This window comes from Neisseria cinerea (assembly GCF_900475315.1).
Lineage (GTDB): Bacteria > Pseudomonadota > Gammaproteobacteria > Burkholderiales > Neisseriaceae > Neisseria > Neisseria cinerea.
The window spans coordinates 70185-86855 of sequence record NZ_LS483369.1 but is presented as its reverse complement, the minus strand read 5'-3'; the positions used below and the strand labels follow the sequence as shown (position 1 = coordinate 86855).

The window sequence follows — 16671 nt, the reverse complement described above, 5'->3', positions numbered from 1 at the left end:
ACATTGCCAAAGAATTATTGCCGTTTATGCATGTATGGCAGGCAAACACGTTCGCCAATCAAAATAAACATCAACCGATTCACAAACCCTTTAATCATTACCTCCGTTGTTCCTCCAAATATCATCCGTGCAAGCAATAATCAATACAATCGGTTAAAATGGGCCGTCTGAAATTTATTTGACCGAATTGAGAAAACCATGTCCCAACAATACGTCTATTCTATGCTGCGCGTGAGCAAGGTTGTACCGCCGCAGAAAACCATTATTAAAGACATTTCCCTTTCATTTTTCCCCGGTGCAAAAATTGGTTTGCTCGGTTTGAACGGCGCGGGTAAATCTACTGTACTGCGGATTATGGCGGGCGTGGATAAGGAATTTGAGGGCGAAGCCGTGCCGATGGGCGGCATCAAAATCGGCTACCTGCCGCAAGAGCCTGAGCTTGATCCTGAGAAAACCGTGCGTGAGGAAGTGGAAAGCGGTTTGGGCGAAGTGGCGGCGGCGCAGAAACGTTTGGAAGAAGTGTATGCCGAGTACGCCAATCCTGATGCAGATTTTGACGCGCTGGCGGAAGAGCAGGGTCGCTTGGAAGCGATTATTGCGGCAGGTTCGTCTACCGGCGGCGGTGCGGAACACGAATTGGAAATCGCCGCCGATGCGCTGCGCCTGCCGGAATGGGATGCCAAAATCGGCAATCTGTCCGGCGGTGAAAAACGCCGCGTTGCCTTGTGCAAACTCTTGCTGAGCAAGCCAGACATGCTGCTGCTGGACGAGCCGACCAACCACTTGGATGCGGAATCGGTCGAGTGGCTGGAGCAATTCTTGGTGCGATTCCCCGGCACAGTCGTTGCGGTAACGCACGACCGCTACTTCCTCGACAACGCCGCCGAATGGATTTTGGAACTCGACCGCGGACACGGTATTCCGTGGAAAGGCAATTACTCGTCTTGGCTGGAGCAGAAAGAAAAACGCTTGGAAAACGAGGCGAAATCCGAAGCCGCGCGCGTGAAAGCGATGAAGCAGGAATTGGAATGGGTGCGACAAAATGCCAAAGGCCGCCAAGCCAAGTCTAAAGCGCGTTTGGCGCGTTTTGAGGAAATGAGCAACTATGAATACCAAAAACGCAATGAAACGCAGGAAATCTTCATTCCCGTTGCAGAGCGTTTGGGTAACGAAGTGATTGAATTTGTGAATGTTTCCAAATCGTTTGGCGACAAAGTGTTGATTGACGATTTGAGCTTCAAAGTGCCTGCGGGCGCGATTGTCGGCATCATCGGCCCGAACGGCGCGGGTAAATCGACGCTGTTCAAAATGATTGCGGGCAAAGAGCAGCCTGATTCCGGCGAAGTGAAAATCGGCCAAACCGTGAAGATGAGCCTGATTGACCAAAGCCGCGAAGGTTTGCAAAACGATAAAACCGTGTTCGACAACATCGCAGAAGGCCGCGACATTTTACAGGTTGGTCAATTTGAAATTCCTGCCCGCCAATATTTGGGACGTTTCAACTTTAAAGGCAGCGACCAAAGCAAAATCGCAGGGCAGCTTTCCGGCGGCGAACGCGGACGTTTGCACTTGGCAAAAACCTTGTTAAGCGGCGGCAATGTGTTGCTGCTGGACGAACCGTCCAACGACCTCGACGTGGAAACCCTGCGCGCGTTGGAAGACGCATTGTTGGAATTTGCCGGCAGTGTGATGGTCATTTCGCATGACCGTTGGTTCCTCGACCGCATCGCCACGCATATCTTGGCGTGTGAAGGCGACTCCAAATGGGTGTTCTTCGACGGTAACTATCAGGAGTATGAAGCCGATAAAAAACGCCGACTCGGCGAAGAAGGCGCGAAACCGAAACGGATTAAATATAAACCGGTAACACGTTAAACAAAATGCCGTCTGAAACCATTCAGACGGCATTTCTGCAAGATAACCCCGGTTAAAACAGCATCGCAATCTGCAAGACAATCAACGTCATTACCGCTGCAGCCATGTCGTCCACCATAATACCCAGCCCACCATGCAGATTTTTATCAAACCAGCCGACCGGAGGCGGTTTGAGCGCGTCAAACAGACGGAATAGGATAAACGCCGCCAGCCACCACACCCACTTGAACGGAACGAAAGCCAGTACAAACATCATGGCGACGATTTCATCCCAAACAATACCGCCATGATCGGATACCCCTGTTTCCTTTTCCGCATACGCGCAAATGTGTATGCCCCACATAAACAGCACCATACATAAAAAAGCCAACAACAGGCCGTCCACACCCGTCAAAATCAATACGAACGCCAAAGGTAACGCCACCAAAGTACCGAAAGTACCCGGCGCAAACGGAGCAAGCCCGCTGCCGAAACCAAATGCCAAAAAACACAACGGCCGTTTGAGCAGCCATGCAAAGTTAGGTTTAAAATCAGCCAAAATGATCAAATCCCGAAGAGTGAAGTTTCAATTCCCTGCCGTCACTATCCAAAATCTTCAGACGGCATTCCCCATTGATTTTACCGATACGCGTTACCGGCACGCCGCATCGTTCCGCTGCGGCAAGCACGCTTTCGCGGCAACTTTCCGATGCGGTAAATACCAGTTCGTAATCATCGCCGCCGGCCAAAGTATAAGACAGCCATTGAGAACGTGGCAAAATATCTTTCAATACGGATAAAGACGGCAATTTATCCGCAAAAATTTCCGCACCCACACCGGAAGCGGTCAAAATATGCCCTATATCCTGAGCCAGCCCATCGGAAACATCCTGTGCCGCATGGGCGACAGGCAATAAGGCAAGCCCCAGTTCAATCCTTGGTTCAGGACGGAGCAACTTCTGTTCGCACACGGCAAATACATCGTCAGGCAAAACACACTGTTTCAGACGGCAGTTCAAAGCCGCCGCCGCCATCCCTACATGCCCGGACACCCAAACATCATCGCCCACTGCCGCCGCATTACGCTTCAATGCCCTCCCCTTCGGCAATTCGCCAATAATGGTTACATTGAAAACCATATCACCCTTGGTCGTATCACCGCCGATTAAGGTGATGCCAAACTTTCTTGCCAAATCAAAAAAACTACCGCAAAACCGTTCCAACCACACATCGTCCAATTGTGGCAATGCCGCACTTAGCAGCACCCAACGCGGTATGGCACCCATTGCCGCCATATCTGAAATATTGACAGCCAAAACCTTCCAAGCCAAATCCTCCGGTTCTACATCGGCAAAAAAATGCCTGTCCCTCAGCAGCATATCCGCACTGAAACATAAATCGAAGCCTTCACGCGGACGGACAATCGCCGCATCGTCGCCGATTCCTAAAACAACATCACGATCACCGTCTGTCTGCAAATACCGCCTGATAAAATCAAATTCTTTCATTATTTAAAATATCCATGACAAATGATGCAGTACAGATTTTATATCCTTCACTAAGAATAGCCAAAGCAATCTGACAAATAAAATAAACCCCGCAAATGCGGGGTTTATTTAAATCAACCAATTAAGGTTTTGCGTAACCGTGTACACCATTGTATGGAGCAGGAATCCAACCTTGCTCGGCGGCAGGATGCTCAGCCGGAGCCTGTTGTGTTTGAACGTAACCTTGGGAAACTTGACGAGTTACCACGCTACGGATTTTGATATCAACGCGACGGTCAGGTTCGATACATGCGATCAAGGCTTCACGTTTTTTAGCTTTAGAAACTTTAGCACCCAGTTTAGCTACTTCGGCTTCACAAGCTTGGGTCATCTGAGCTTGAGACTCACCTAAACCGGCTGCAGAAATTTTAGCAGCAGGAACACCACGACCTACCAAGTAATTTGCAACTACGTTGGCACGGCGTTCAGACAACTCTTGGTTGTATTTCTCGGCACCCATGAAGTCGGTATGACCTTCTACACGTACGGCTTGTACATTGGTTTGACCCAGACGCTGTGCCAATACGTTCAGATTCTCTTGAGCTTCAACACGCAATACGTCCTTATCGAAACCGAACAGAGTTTTAGCGGACAGAGAAACGGTTTCGTCAACATATTGAGGAGCCTGTTCGATAACAGTAGGAGCCTGCGGAGCAGCATCACCACATTCCACACGACCTTGTTCCGCTTTATTGAAATAGGTGTTTTTCCAGCACTCGCCGTAGTTGTTACGTACGATTTCTTGAGATTTGCTGCTTACAGTGTAACCATGTTTGGTATGTGCTTCGCTTGCCATAGCAGTGCCGGAAGCGAGCAGTGCAACGAATAATGCGCTTAATTTCAGCTGTTTGGTCATTTTATTCCCTCATTAAATTTGTACAGCAGATACAGGAGCAGCTGCTGGATTGCCAACATACAGGCCGCTGTAAGAATATGGCGGCAAATTGGATATTTCAGTCTCCACTATAAAGAAGCCGGGTGCAGACTGTCAATACTCAACCCTAGAAAACAACAGTAACACAGCCTGTTTCCTAATTGCCAATCATGCCGAAAAATCAATTCTGTGTCATTAGTTTAGGGTAATTTTTTCCATATATGGAAATTGTCGTTGCATAAAAACAACAAATATGGCGACAGAGCCCATATCATATACTTAAAAAAGTATGATAAATTAAAAACGATGTTCAGACCCTGTCACCGACGCATACCCACCCGCTATGAAATTACAGCAATTAAAATACGCTTTGGAAGTTTACCGGCACAACCTGAATGTTTCCGAAGCAGCCGAAGCCTTGTTTACCTCGCAACCCGGTATTTCCAAACAAATCAAATTATTAGAAGAAGAAATCGGCATTCAGATTTTTATCCGCAGCGGAAAGCGCGTGGTTTCCGTCTCTCAGCCGGGCAAAGCGGTTTTGGATATTGCCGAACGTATTTTGCGTGATGTACAGAACATTAAAAATATCGGCAGCGAGTTTACCGGACAGGACAGCGGTTCGCTGACGGTAGCCACAACACATACTCAGGCACGCTATGCCCTGCCCTTGATTGTTGCCGATTTTGTGAAACGCTATCCGAAAGTCAACCTGACCATCAAACAGGGGAGCCCTGCCGCCATCGCCCAAATGGTTACTTCGGGCGAATCTGATTTGGCAATTGTTACAGAGCGTATAGACGACCATCCCGAACTGGGAAAACTCCCCTGCTATGACTGGACTCATGCGGTTATCGTACCGAACGACCACCCCTTGCTCGAATGCAGAAACCCCCTCCGCATTGAAGATTTGGCAAGATTTCCACTAATTACTTATGAATTTGCGTTCAACACGGGCAGCAGCATTGCACGGGCATTCGCCAAAGCTCGTTTGGAACAACCCGATGTCGCATTGGCTGCGGCAGATACGGACGTATTAAAAACTTACGTCCGCTTGGGTTTGGGCGTGGGATTGATGGCAAAGATGGCCTACAACCCGGATACGGATAACGATTTGCAACTTGTGGATGCCGCACATTTGTTTGAACCTTCTCCAACATGGATTGCCTTACGCAACGATACTTATTTGCGCGGATATGCGTATGACTTTATCCAATCGTTTGCACCGCACCTGACCCGTGAAAAGGTGGACAAAATCCTGTACACACCCGTCAGCGAAGATTTCTCTATTTAGTGTTTTCCCTTCAGACGGCATTTTGTCTGTAAAACAAAGGCAGGATATTTGCTTTCCCATATCATCTGAAATTATGGGAAGAACAAATATCCTGCCTATATGCATTATCCCGGACGACAATGGCTCAAATAGCATGCGAGCAGCCGGACACCATCTTCTTCAACACTTGCAGATTGAGGATTTTGATGTGCTTGTGTTCGACGGAAATCAACCCTTCCTGATGAAATTTGGATAACGTGCGGCTGACGGTTTCAAGTTTCAGCCCGAGATAACTGCCGATTTCTTCACGAGACATGCGCAGGATGAAATCGTTAGCAGCAAAACCGCGGGAATAAAGGCGTTGGGAGAGGTTTAACAGAAAGGCGGCAATCCTCTCTTCTGCACGCATATTACCCAAAAGCAACATCACGCCCTGATCGCGCACAATTTCGCGGCTCATCATACGGAAAAAGTGGGTACGCAGGCTTGGGATATTCTGACCGAGCTCTTCGATATGGGTAAACGGTAACTCGCATACCTCACTGTCTTCCAAAGCGACCGCGTCGCAACTGTGCACATGGGAACAGATGCCGTCCATGCCGATGAGTTCGCCCGACATAAAAAAACCCGTTACCTGATCGCGTCCGTCCTGACTGGCGACGGTTGTCTTGAAGAAGCCTGCACGGATGGCAAAGAGCGAAGTAAAGGCTTCGCCGGCACGGAACAGGTATTCACCCTTTTTCAAACGGCGGCTTTGGCGGATAACGGCATCTAGTTGGGTAAACTCATTGGGCAGTAATCCGACAGGCAGACAGAGTTCCCGCAAAGAACAGGAAGAACACAGCGTTTTCATCTGATGTGTAGTATTATGCGAAGCCATACCGTACCTTTTCGTGCGTTTTGCCCCATCATGATTATGTGCTTATTGACACATATCAAGACAGGTTTATCATACTGCGGCATTCTACCAAACTATCCAAAATTTGACTAACATCATAAAATCGAACACGCACCATGAAAATTATACAAATACAGAACAATCACAATGCCAATAACCGTCCCGAGTTTGACCGCGAGCTGATTGCCAGCCTGCCGTCCAGCGGCCCGCGCTACACCTCCTACCCTACCGCAGACCGTTTCCATAACGGCTTCCGAGAAGGGGAGTACATCAAAGCTTTACATTTACGCAGCACGGGAATGTTAAATAAACCGCTCTCCCTTTACATTCACATCCCCTTTTGCAATACCATCTGCTACTACTGCGGCTGCAATAAAATCATTACCAAAGACAAGAGCCGCGCCGATGCCTATATCGAATACCTTGAAAAAGAAATGGAGCTGCTTGCCCCGCACTTAAACGGAAAACACCAGCTTGCCCAACTCCACTTCGGCGGCGGTACGCCAACCTTCTTAAGCGACGACCAAATCGAACGTGTTTTCCGCATGATCCGCAAGCATTTCGAGTTGATCCCCACCGGCGAATACTCCATCGAAATTGACCCGCGCAAAGTCAGCCGGGATACCGTCCTCATGCTCGGCAGACTCGGTTTCAACCGTATGAGTGTCGGTATTCAGGATTTCGACCCTAAAGTACAGGCGGCCGTCAACCGCATCCAAAGTTACGAAGAAACCAAAGAAGTCATCGATGCCGCCCGTGAAGCAGGGTTTAAATCCGTCAGTGTGGACTTGATTTACGGCCTGCCACACCAGACTTCCGAAAGCATTAAAACCACCATCGATACCGTTTTGTCGCTTGATCCCGACCGCCTCGCCCTTTATCACTATGCCCACCTGCCGCATGTTTTTAAACCGCAACGCCGCATCGATACCGCCGCCGTTCCCGGCAGCGAGGAAAAACTCGATATGCTGCAATACTGCGTCCAAACCCTGACCGAACGCGGCTATGTCTTCATCGGCATGGATCATTTTGCCAAACCGGACGACGAATTGTCTGTCGCACTCGAAGAAGGATTGCTGCAACGCAATTTCCAAGGTTATTCGACCTATGCGGATTGCGACCTGGTTGCTATCGGCGTGTCGTCCATCGGTAAAATCGGCAACACCTACTCTCAAAACGAACGAGACATCGATGCCTACTATGCCGCCATCGATGAAGGCAGACTGCCCATCATGCGCGGCTACCAGCTTAATCAGGACGATATCCTGCGCCGCAATATCATTCAGGATTTGATGTGCCGTTTCGCACTCGACTACCGTGTTTACGAAGACATATCCGGCACTCCGTTCGACCGTTACTTCAAAGACGAGCTCGCCGATCTGGAAAAACTTGCAGACTTGGGACTCGTCAGCCTGAACGACCAAGGACTGACCGTTACCCCGAAGGGACGCTTCCTCATCCGCAACATCGCCATGGTATTCGACTACCACTTGCGCCATAAAGAAACCAGGGCGAAATACTCACAAACCGTCTGATTGTATTTCAAATATACGGATGCCGTCTGAAAGAGGTTCAGACGGCATTTTATTTTTTACAACCTGTTTTCCGGAATGGCAACACCATCTCATAACGATACGGCAGCCTGCTCCCTGTCTGACCTATAAACCCATATTCCCGCCAAACCGGACTTGCAAACAAAAATGCCGTCTGAAGGAAGTTCAGACGGCATAACCATTTAACAATCAGAATACTGCCTGTAAAACCAAGTAGCAGGCAACCGACAATACGGCGGCTGCAGGCAGGGTAATGACCCAAGCCAGGCCGATGGGCTTCATCAGTTTCCAATTGGCATTACGGTTGACCAGACCGATACCGAGTACCGCGCCGACCAAGATATGCGTACTGGAAACAGGCAGCCCCATCAGCGACGCACCCATCACAACGGAGGCGGCGGACAGTTCGGCGGTAAATCCCGAAGCAGGATGCATTTCAGCCAAACTCGTACCGACGGTTTTAATCACCTCTTTACCGACAAACCACAAACCGACAATCAGCGCGATACCGAAGGTCAGCATGGCAATCGGTGGAACGGCATTTTGCGCGGCAACACTATTAGTCCGCAAAACATCCATAATCGCGGCAAACGGACCGATGGCGTTGGCGATATCGTTCGCCCCGTGGCTGAATGCGAAACCGCATGCGGTAAAGACCTGCATCCATGAAAACATCTGAAAGGTCGATTTACCCAAATCTTTACGTTTGAGGCTTTTTGCAAAAACAAACGTACCCATCCACACCGCCGCACCTATCATAAAGATAGTCAGGAAGCTGTTGACGTTGCTCATGCCCAGATGCAGGTTTTTCAGACCCTTGAAAATCAGCATGGCAGAAATCATCATCGCGCCGAACGAAGCGATAAAGGGAACCCAAGAGTGCAACGCCTTGTAAGAATCGACATTGTTTTTACGGTTATCGAACGCATAAAGACCGCGGTAATACTCCGATTGCAGCTCTTGCGGATCAAATTCAGGCTCATCGTAAATTTGTGCATCGTGCGCCATTTTAGTGGCATATTCGACTTTTTCAGCTTCAGACAAACCCTCGAAAAACAGGCGGTGCTGTTCTTTATAGGCCTTTTTCTCCTGCTTGATGCCTTTGAGCGTACCTTCAGCCCAAGCATTGTAATCTAAGACATTTTTCTTGACGCGGGAAAACAGGAAATAGGAAACCGCACCGCCCAAAACAGGCGACAGCACCCAAGATATCCCGATTTCTCCCAATTTTCCCCACTGAATCAACGTTCCCCAGTCGGCATGTTTCATAACCGCCATACACAACGCACTGCCGACGATGCCGCCGATAATCGCGTGCGTCGTCGAAACCGGCAGGCCTTTGTGGGACGCGAACAGCAGCCACAAAGCCGCCGCCAAGAGTGCAGACATCATGATAAACACAAACTGCATGGGCTCGAGGTTCATACCGTTCAGATCGACGATACCTTTGCGTATAGTATCGGTTACCTCTCCACCCGCGATGACCGCACCGCTGACCTCAAATACCGCTGCAATCAGCAAAGCCTGCGGGATCGTCAGCGTCCCGGACCCGACGCTGGTACCGAAAGAGTTGGCAATATCGTTGCCGCCGACATTAAACGCCATGAACACGCCGAACATGGTGGCAATAATGAAAAGCACGCTGTTATTGTAGTGGGTATAACCCAAACCCCAATAGATAAAATAGCTGACCATGCCGACCAGCATGGCGGCAAAGACAGCGTTAATCAGTTTCAAGTTCGCACTCATTTGAGTTTGAGCCATGGAAGATTCCTTAGTGAACACAGAAGGGTTTTCGCGGATATTGTAACCTTTTGCAATCCTTCTTGAAACATTTATTTACACTGCGGCAGCAAATCGGTATACGAGCGTCAATACACGTTAAAATGGCGTTTTGCACCAGTTTGGGAGTGATGATGGAAACACAGCTTTACATCGGCATCATGTCGGGAACAAGCATGGACGGGGCGGATGCCGTACTGATACGTATGGACGGCGGGAAATGGCTGGGCGCGGAGGGACACGCCTTTATACCCTACCCTGACCGGTTGCGCCGCAAATTGCTGGATTTGCAGGACACAGGCACTGACGAACTGCACCGCAGCAGGATTTTGTCGCAAGAACTCAGCCGCCTGTATGCGCAAACCGTCGCCGAACTGCTGTGCAGTCAAAACCTCGCGCCGTACGACATTACCGCTGTCGGCTGCCACGGTCAAACCGTCCGACATGCACCGGAACACGGTTACAGCGTACAGCTTGCCGATTTGCCGCTGCTGGCGGAACTGACTCAGATTTTTACCGTCGGCGACTTCCGCAGCCGCGACCTTGCGGCCGGCGGACAAGGTGCGCCGCTCGTCCCCGCCTTTCACGAAGCCCTATTCCGCGACGACAAAGAAACACGCGTGGTACTGAACATCGGCGGGATTGCCAACATCAGCGTACTTCCCCCCGACGCACCCGCCTTCGGCTTCGACACGGGGCCGGGCAATATGCTGATGGACGCATGGACGCAGGCACACTGGCAGCTGCCTTACGACAAAAACGGTGAAAAAGCGGCACAAGGCAACATATTGCCGCAACTGCTCGACAGGCTGCTCGCCCACCCGTATTTCTCACAACCCCACCCCAAAAGCACGGGGCGCGAACTGTTTGCCCTAAATTGGCTCGAAACCTACCTTGGCGGCGACGAGAACCGATACGACGTATTACGGACGCTTTCCCGTTTTACCGCGCAAACCGTTTTCGACGCCGTCTTACACGCAGCAACAGATACCCGTCAAATGTATATTTGCGGCGGCGGCATCCGCAATCCCGTCCTGACGGCGGATTTGGCAGAATGTTTCGGCACACGCGTTTCCTTACACAGCACCGCCGACCTGAATCTCGATCCGCAATGGGTGGAGGCGGCCGCATTTGCGTGGTTGGCAGCGTGTTGGGTCAACCGCATCCCCGGTAGTCCGCACAAAGCAACCGGCGCATCCAAACCGTGTATTCTGGGCGCGGGATATTATTATTGAGCGCAAATGCCGTCTGAAAACCCACCCTGCCGTTCAGATGGCATCCCATGATGAAAATCTTAACCGTATTGGAGATTAATTATTATGTGCGAGTTCAAGGATTTCAGAAGAAACATCCCTTGTTTTAAGGAGTATGACGAAAATTCATTTATTGGTAAATGGCATGATGACGGGGTGTGGGATGATGAAGAATATTGGAAGTTGGAGAATGATTTAATCGAGGTTAGGAGAAAATATCCTTATCCGATGGATATACCAAGGGATATTGTGATTGGAATCGGTACTATTATTGATTTTTTAATGGTTCCAAATTGGAAACTTTTCGAAATTAAAGCTTCTCCTTGGTTGCCTAAAAGTGTCAAAATTAATGAGCGTTATGAAAGGTTCAGAGTAATGCTCCGTTATATTTTTACTGATGTAGATGTAGATGACTGGAAATTTTTTTATTTTCCAATAAAACATAGTAAAGGTAGATTGAGGTGAAAAGTTTAATTATATTGGAGATACATTATTATGTGTGAGTTCAAGGATATTATAAGAAACGTTCCTTATTTTGAGGGGTATGACGAAAATTCATTTATTGGCAAATGGTATGATGACGGAGTGTGGGATGATGAAGAATATTGGAAGTTGGAGAATGATTTAATTGAGGTTAGAAAAAAATATCCTTATCCGATGGATATACCAAGATATGTTGTCATTGGAATCGGTACCATTATTGATTTCTTAATGGTTCCAAATTGGAAACTTTTTGAAATTAAAGCTTCCTCTTGGCTACCTGATAGCGTAGGAATTAATGAACGTTATGAAAGGCTTAAAACAATGCTCCGTTATATTTTTACCGAGAAAGACATAGTCAACGTGCAATTTGATTATTACAACAAAAAATAGCAAAACCCGGCAATCAAAATGCCGTCTGAAACTGTGTTTGATTTTCGACGACATTTTCCTCATTGGAGGAGGCGGCAATTTATGGAAAATAGATTTAAAGAAATCGTTAAGGATATTTTTAGTTTTACCCAATTTGTTTCCGAAGTAGAAAATGAGACTCCTAACCAATCCTCTCGTTATTACGATTGCTGGTGGGAATTGGAAATCTTGAATGCTTCCGCATTGGAAGATTGGGAAATATCGGGAAAGCCTGAAAAATGGGAAAAATGGACAGAAAAATATCAGACCGAAGCGTTACAGTCAATCAAGAATCTATTTGCCGAAGAAGTTCCTGAAAATAATATAGTTTGCGATATTTCTCATTTTTTACATTTTGCCGATCGGGCAGAAGCCGACATTCCCAATCAATCACGTTTATATGCCGAATATTGGTGGGAAATGGAAATGTTCAAAATGTCGGTTTTAGAAGATTGGGAACGCTCGGGAAAGCCGTTAGATTGGGAAAAATGGCAAAGGCAATATCGATCTGAAGCATTTGAATTAGTTAAAAAATTGAATCAAAGCAAGCGTAAGCCGGATTGAAAACCGGCAATTCGATGCCGTCTGAAGCGTTATCCGACTTTCAGACGGCATTTTGATGAATGAAACAGGATATTGAAAACTAAGTTACCCCGCCCCTTATGCGCCGGTACGTTGGTCAAAACGGCAGGCAGCTGAAAAACTATCGCCCGCATCCTTGCCGACGACCGCGTCTTCTCCAAGGACGAAGCGGAAGGCAAGCATTGAAATAGCAAATCAACAAGGGAAGAGAGCAAGGTTTTGGTTTAAATACGCATCCGCAAGTAAAAACATATATCGAATCAAAAGGAGGTATTGTCAAAATGGGATTGGGTGAATAAATGGCATCATATGTTTCCATCAAAGGATGGATTGAATGCTCTGACGATGATATAAAAATCATCCAAGAAAACATTAATAATTTTTGGAATAATTGTCCCTTCAATATCGAAGAGAAAGAATCTGCAAAAATATATAAAAGTGGGTGGGTTTTCCCGACAAATAGTTTTAATTGGAGCAGCTATATTTTTTTTGGTGCATGCGTAAAATCTTATTTCATTATTTATTTTGAAAAATGCATTAAAACAATAATGGAATTGGATATTGAAATATCAGGTTTTTTTGAATTAGATTATTATGAAGATAGTTATAAAGTAAATTGGAAAATAAATAATGGAAATTTGATACAAACGACTAATTAAATGGACAAATATAAGTCAGATTGGACACACAAACCTAACAACTGTCTGAAACTTAATTTGGTTCTCAGTAAGCGTAGGTTAGCTTAAAAATCCAACCATCAAAATGCCGTCTGAAACGATATTCGGCTTTCAGACGACCTCGGTAAAATACAAACCCTTGTTTCCAACCGCATCCACCCGTTTTATTCGAACGGCAAATGGATTAAGGCGGAAGATTTGAAAGCGGGAAGCGGGCTGTTTGCCGAAAGCGGTGCAGAGCAGACGGTTCAAAGCGTTACCGTCAAACCGGAACCGCTGCAAGCCTACAATCTGACCGTTGCCGACTGGCATACTTACTTCGTCAAGGGCAATCAGGCGGAAACGGAAGGGGTTTGGGTTCATAATGCGTGTCCGCCTAAAAGAACAGGAAGCTCCAAGAATGAAAAACATGGAGATGGCGGTCGAAGTCAAATATCAGCAGAATTACGAATTGCTGAATTAAAAAATAAAATTATTCCCGGAATGTCCAAAAATGAACGCTTAAAGATTGAGAAAACAATCAGAAATATTGCAAAAAATGCCAATCGAAAAGCAAAAGGAGAAGAGCATGGTCGACGCGGTCGTTAAAACTCCCGAATTTTTACCTTTTACTTCTGTAGGAATATTCCGTTTTGGTGCGGATATAACACAGTACAAAAACATACTGGAAACTTTTATGTATGAACCTCCTGATGAGTTTGGAACAGAATATTATGAATCTCCCGACTCAAATTTACTAATTGCCGTCAAGAAAAACAAAATTATTTTTATATTTTGTTATCAGGAGCTATATTTTATGGGCGTTAATATAATAGGTCTGAATTTTGAAGATTTTAAACAGCTTTTCCATCACCCTAAATCATACGGTGTTGATAAATATTATTTATCAAATGAATCTTATCCGACATATGTCTATGAGTTTGATGAAATAGGAGTACAAGCATGGGAAGCAAAAGGGAAAGTTGTTACTATCATTGCCGGGGGCAAAGACAATTATTCAACAGAACCTTACTACGATGAATAACATTAATGGCAAACGTAGGTTGGGTTGAAAACTCAACAACAAAAGGTCGTCTGAAACTGTAATCAATTTTTCAGACGACCTTTCTGTCAATCCAAACGTATTGTTGGATATTAACCCAATCTATGCTTGCTGAAAAATCTCACCATGATACTGGTCATATTGGTTGGGAAGCAATGAATAAAGGAAGATAATTATGTGGAAAATTACGAAAGAGCAAGGACAAGATTTAAGTTTTGCAACATATTGCTTATTATCGGCAGCAATTAATTTGCAAGAATTTAAATTATGGTTGGAGAAGGTTGTCTTAGATATGCCTATTGATAATATACCTTTTTATATTTTTGATTTAATTGATCTTAAAGAAGGAGTAGGAGATATTTATAATATTTTGGATTTTGTTCCGAATTCAGACTTATCTAAAGACCAAGATGACGCATTAACAGGCATTGCCTTCTTAAGGGGGATAGATGTCTATGACCCTCCCGTTTCAAAAGAAAAAGCATTAAAAGCTTTAAAAAAACATCCTGAAATTTATCAGAGGTTTCAGCATTTCTTTCCGTTTGTAGAGCTGCCCCCACTTTAAACAGTCAAAATACCGTCTGAAACGATATTCGGCTTTCAGACGGCATCGGCAACAGCCAAACCCTGATTTCCAACCACATCCATCCGTTTTATTCGGACGGCAAATGGATTAAGGCGGAAGATTTGAAAGCGGGCTGTTTGCCGAAAGCGGCAAAACCCAAACCGTCCGCATCGTTGTCGATAAAACCAATAATGAAATCGTTGTGTCAGACCAAACTCAAACGGGTAATAACGGTTCTGTCCATCGGCAAAATGCTTTAAAAAAACGGAATTGGTTAATTCAAAAGGAAAAATCAAAAAATGATGGCTGATAAGAATCAAGTAGAAAAGATGATTTATTCTAAAAATAAACAGAGTGTTATTGACGGTATGCTCGGTATGACCTTCAGCTCAGAGGAGGATGAAATCCCTTGGATTTCCGAGCAATTGATGGAGTTGTCGAAGCATAAAGACTTGGATATTGCCAGATTGTCATTAACCTGTTTCGGACATCTCGCCAGGATGCATGAAAATATAGGCGATTGCGATAAAGTAATTGCTTTATTGCGCTCAAAACAAAATAATCCGGATTTTCAAGGTTTTGCCGAAGATGCGTTAGACGATATTTCTTTCTTTATATTTAAAAAGCGTCCGTAAACGTGGATTAAACCCGGCAATCCGATACCGTCTGAAGTGGGATTCGGCTTTCAGACGGCATTTTGATGAATGAAACAGGATATTGGTGCCAAGGACAGAGCAAGACAATTGAATCGGTACAACCGTAATGTCCGACTTGTTCTGCAAAACAAGGAGGGAGATTAAGTCAATATTCAAAAGAACAGAAAAGGAAACTGAGTAATGGGAATAAAAAATGAACAAATAATGATTTGTAAAAAATATAATACAGAAATATATCCTGTTTCCGACATTTCAAAAATCGGTGTTGCTGAAAATGTCAAACAGGCAAACCTGTATCCGATTAACGGGTTAAGGTACCGTCCCAAAGGCGATACAAACGGCTGGTATATCTGGGCTGGTGAAAACTTCTCCCATGATAAAAATTTTTTCCTACCCTTGCATACTTTCCATTTGCAAATATGGCGACCCGAAATCATCCCCTTTTTGACACTTCCGCCCGGTTACCGTTTTTTAATTGGGGAAAACGGTTATGAAGACGTATGGTTTGATGAGTTGCTATTAAATGATAATTGACAAAAAATCTACTTCAGATGTACTGAAACAATATCAAGAACTAGGGTTTAATTTGACAAAACCTATGATAATAGAGTTTTTTATAGAGGGTTCTCAAAAAAATCTGCAATCAATAGAAAGCCAACTCATTTCTTATCGGCAAGATTTTCAAATCAGTATTGAACAAGATGAATTCGGAGAAATGTGGACTTGCTATTGTTCCGTCAATATCATCCCTTCCCTTGAAAACATTTTAGCTATTGAAACTACGTTATTTGGTATTGCACAAAAAAATGATTGTAATTATGAAGGTTTTGGTTCGTATGGGAACTAACGGAAAGTGTAGATTAGGTTGAAAAAACCATATTCCCATTAAAGATTAGGGGATGTCTATGGAAATAAAATTCAATACTTTGGGGGTTATCCTGAATGGGGTCAATCCTGAAGAAAAATTCATAAAAATTATTGATGATCAGGAAAATACCGGGGGATTTCTGATACTGTTATCTTCAAATGACAAATTTTCATCGTTTGACAGTTATGATGACTGGGTCGAAAACTTAGAAATATTAAAAGAATATCTGCAAGAATCTCATTGGATAATAAAGTGGGTCGGATAGTCGGCAAACGTAGTCCGTCTGAAACGCTTTTACTTTTCAGACGGACTTTCTATCAATGGGAACAAGGCGTTTTGTCTCAATCTGGTCTATG

At 45.5% G+C, this 16671-nt stretch carries 19 protein-coding genes and 3 pseudogenes; 17 read left to right on the top strand and 5 right to left on the bottom strand.

The features are described 5' to 3' along the window. Nucleotides 1-198 precede the first annotated feature (198 nt). Nucleotides 199-1875 carry an energy-dependent translational throttle protein EttA gene (ettA, locus tag DQM57_RS00525; protein ID WP_003756559.1) on the top strand — a complete coding sequence of 559 codons (1677 nt, stop codon included), beginning with the start codon at nucleotides 199-201 and terminating at the stop codon, nucleotides 1873-1875. 52 nt (nucleotides 1876-1927) lie between these two features. On the opposite strand, the gene DQM57_RS00520 is transcribed toward ettA, so the two are convergent. The 3 genes from DQM57_RS00520 to DQM57_RS00510 all read right to left on the bottom strand — a co-directional run bounded on the left by DQM57_RS00520 (nucleotide 1928) and on the right by DQM57_RS00510 (nucleotide 4257). Continuing rightward, nucleotides 1928-2413 (bottom strand): phosphatidylglycerophosphatase A family protein, encoded by a 486-nt coding sequence (locus DQM57_RS00520; RefSeq protein ID WP_111727595.1) that lies wholly within the window; start codon nucleotides 2411-2413, stop codon nucleotides 1928-1930. Continuing rightward, a complete protein-coding gene (gene thiL / locus DQM57_RS00515) occupies nucleotides 2406-3362 on the bottom strand; it encodes a thiamine-phosphate kinase (RefSeq protein ID WP_111726246.1) in 957 nt (318 codons plus the stop codon). The genes DQM57_RS00520 and thiL overlap by 8 nt, the downstream gene beginning before the upstream one ends. Before the next feature lie 121 nt (nucleotides 3363-3483). Further along, the gene (locus DQM57_RS00510) at nucleotides 3484-4257 is read right to left on the bottom strand and encodes an OmpA family protein (protein ID WP_108043445.1); all 774 of its coding nucleotides are present in this window, start codon (nucleotides 4255-4257) and stop codon (nucleotides 3484-3486) included. A gap of 361 nt (nucleotides 4258-4618) precedes the next feature. Between DQM57_RS00510 and DQM57_RS00500 the strand changes: the two genes are divergently transcribed. Next, the gene (locus tag DQM57_RS00500; RefSeq protein ID WP_111726244.1) at nucleotides 4619-5569 is read left to right on the top strand and encodes a CysB family HTH-type transcriptional regulator; all 951 of its coding nucleotides are present in this window, start codon (nucleotides 4619-4621) and stop codon (nucleotides 5567-5569) included. Between the two features lie 124 nt (nucleotides 5570-5693). On the opposite strand, the gene fnr is transcribed toward DQM57_RS00500, so the two are convergent. Then, nucleotides 5694-6428 (bottom strand): fumarate/nitrate reduction transcriptional regulator Fnr, encoded by a 735-nt coding sequence (gene fnr, locus DQM57_RS00495; protein WP_107859447.1) that lies wholly within the window; start codon nucleotides 6426-6428, stop codon nucleotides 5694-5696. Nucleotides 6429-6562: 134 nt separating this feature from the next. On the opposite strand from fnr, the gene hemN reads away from it, so the two are divergent. After that, on the top strand, nucleotides 6563-7981 hold the full coding sequence (hemN, locus tag DQM57_RS00490; protein ID WP_111726242.1) for an oxygen-independent coproporphyrinogen III oxidase: 1419 nt from the start codon (nucleotides 6563-6565) through the stop codon (nucleotides 7979-7981). Nucleotides 7982-8188: 207 nt separating this feature from the next. Here hemN and DQM57_RS00485 read toward each other — a convergent pair whose 3' ends face one another. After that, the gene (locus tag DQM57_RS00485) at nucleotides 8189-9763 is read right to left on the bottom strand and encodes an inorganic phosphate transporter (RefSeq protein WP_111726240.1); all 1575 of its coding nucleotides are present in this window, start codon (nucleotides 9761-9763) and stop codon (nucleotides 8189-8191) included. Between the two features lie 152 nt (nucleotides 9764-9915). Between DQM57_RS00485 and DQM57_RS00480 the strand changes: the two genes are divergently transcribed. From DQM57_RS00480 to DQM57_RS00415, 14 genes and pseudogenes are all read left to right on the top strand, one after another. Then, nucleotides 9916-11016, top strand: coding sequence for an anhydro-N-acetylmuramic acid kinase (locus tag DQM57_RS00480; RefSeq protein WP_197711722.1), 1101 nt, complete (start codon nucleotides 9916-9918; stop codon nucleotides 11014-11016). An 84-nt stretch (nucleotides 11017-11100) separates the two neighbouring features. After that, the gene (locus DQM57_RS00475) at nucleotides 11101-11499 is read left to right on the top strand and encodes an immunity 41 family protein (RefSeq protein WP_111726236.1); all 399 of its coding nucleotides are present in this window, start codon (nucleotides 11101-11103) and stop codon (nucleotides 11497-11499) included. A 30-nt stretch (nucleotides 11500-11529) separates the two neighbouring features. Further along, on the top strand, nucleotides 11530-11907 hold the full coding sequence (locus tag DQM57_RS00470) for an immunity 41 family protein (protein ID WP_111726234.1): 378 nt from the start codon (nucleotides 11530-11532) through the stop codon (nucleotides 11905-11907). 81 nt (nucleotides 11908-11988) lie between these two features. After that, nucleotides 11989-12489: a hypothetical protein gene (locus DQM57_RS00465; RefSeq protein WP_111726232.1), complete on the top strand. Its 501-nt coding sequence runs from the start codon at nucleotides 11989-11991 to the stop codon at nucleotides 12487-12489. A 190-nt stretch (nucleotides 12490-12679) separates the two neighbouring features. Beyond that, a pseudogene (locus tag DQM57_RS00460) lies at nucleotides 12680-12806 on the top strand (restriction endonuclease fold toxin); the annotation flags it as partial. Next, nucleotides 12807-13166, top strand: a complete 360-nt coding sequence (locus tag DQM57_RS00455; protein WP_002245438.1) for a hypothetical protein — start codon at nucleotides 12807-12809, stop codon at nucleotides 13164-13166. A 120-nt stretch (nucleotides 13167-13286) separates the two neighbouring features. Next, nucleotides 13287-13772: pseudogene (locus DQM57_RS10010) on the top strand (polymorphic toxin-type HINT domain-containing protein); the annotation flags it as partial. Continuing rightward, on the top strand, nucleotides 13753-14208 hold the full coding sequence (locus DQM57_RS00445; protein ID WP_111726228.1) for a hypothetical protein: 456 nt from the start codon (nucleotides 13753-13755) through the stop codon (nucleotides 14206-14208). The pseudogene DQM57_RS10010 and the gene DQM57_RS00445, both read left to right, overlap by 20 nt. A 193-nt stretch (nucleotides 14209-14401) precedes the next feature. Further along, complete coding sequence (locus DQM57_RS00440) at nucleotides 14402-14791, top strand: hypothetical protein (protein ID WP_002240380.1); 390 nt, start codon at nucleotides 14402-14404, stop codon at nucleotides 14789-14791. Between the two features lie 26 nt (nucleotides 14792-14817). Continuing rightward, a pseudogene (locus tag DQM57_RS09820) lies at nucleotides 14818-14975 on the top strand (polymorphic toxin-type HINT domain-containing protein); the annotation flags it as partial. A 115-nt stretch (nucleotides 14976-15090) separates the two neighbouring features. Then, a complete protein-coding gene (locus DQM57_RS00430; RefSeq protein WP_111726226.1) occupies nucleotides 15091-15426 on the top strand; it encodes a hypothetical protein in 336 nt (111 codons plus the stop codon). A gap of 201 nt (nucleotides 15427-15627) precedes the next feature. Continuing rightward, nucleotides 15628-15981 (top strand): immunity protein Imm33 domain-containing protein, encoded by a 354-nt coding sequence (locus tag DQM57_RS00425; RefSeq protein WP_111726224.1) that lies wholly within the window; start codon nucleotides 15628-15630, stop codon nucleotides 15979-15981. Continuing rightward, entirely contained in the window at nucleotides 15971-16294 is a 324-nt protein-coding gene (locus tag DQM57_RS00420; RefSeq protein WP_111726222.1) for a ribonuclease E inhibitor RraB, read from the top strand. The genes DQM57_RS00425 and DQM57_RS00420 overlap by 11 nt, the downstream gene beginning before the upstream one ends. 58 nt (nucleotides 16295-16352) lie before the next feature. Next, the gene (locus tag DQM57_RS00415; RefSeq protein WP_002236686.1) at nucleotides 16353-16580 is read left to right on the top strand and encodes a hypothetical protein; all 228 of its coding nucleotides are present in this window, start codon (nucleotides 16353-16355) and stop codon (nucleotides 16578-16580) included. Nucleotides 16581-16671 lie beyond the last annotated feature (91 nt).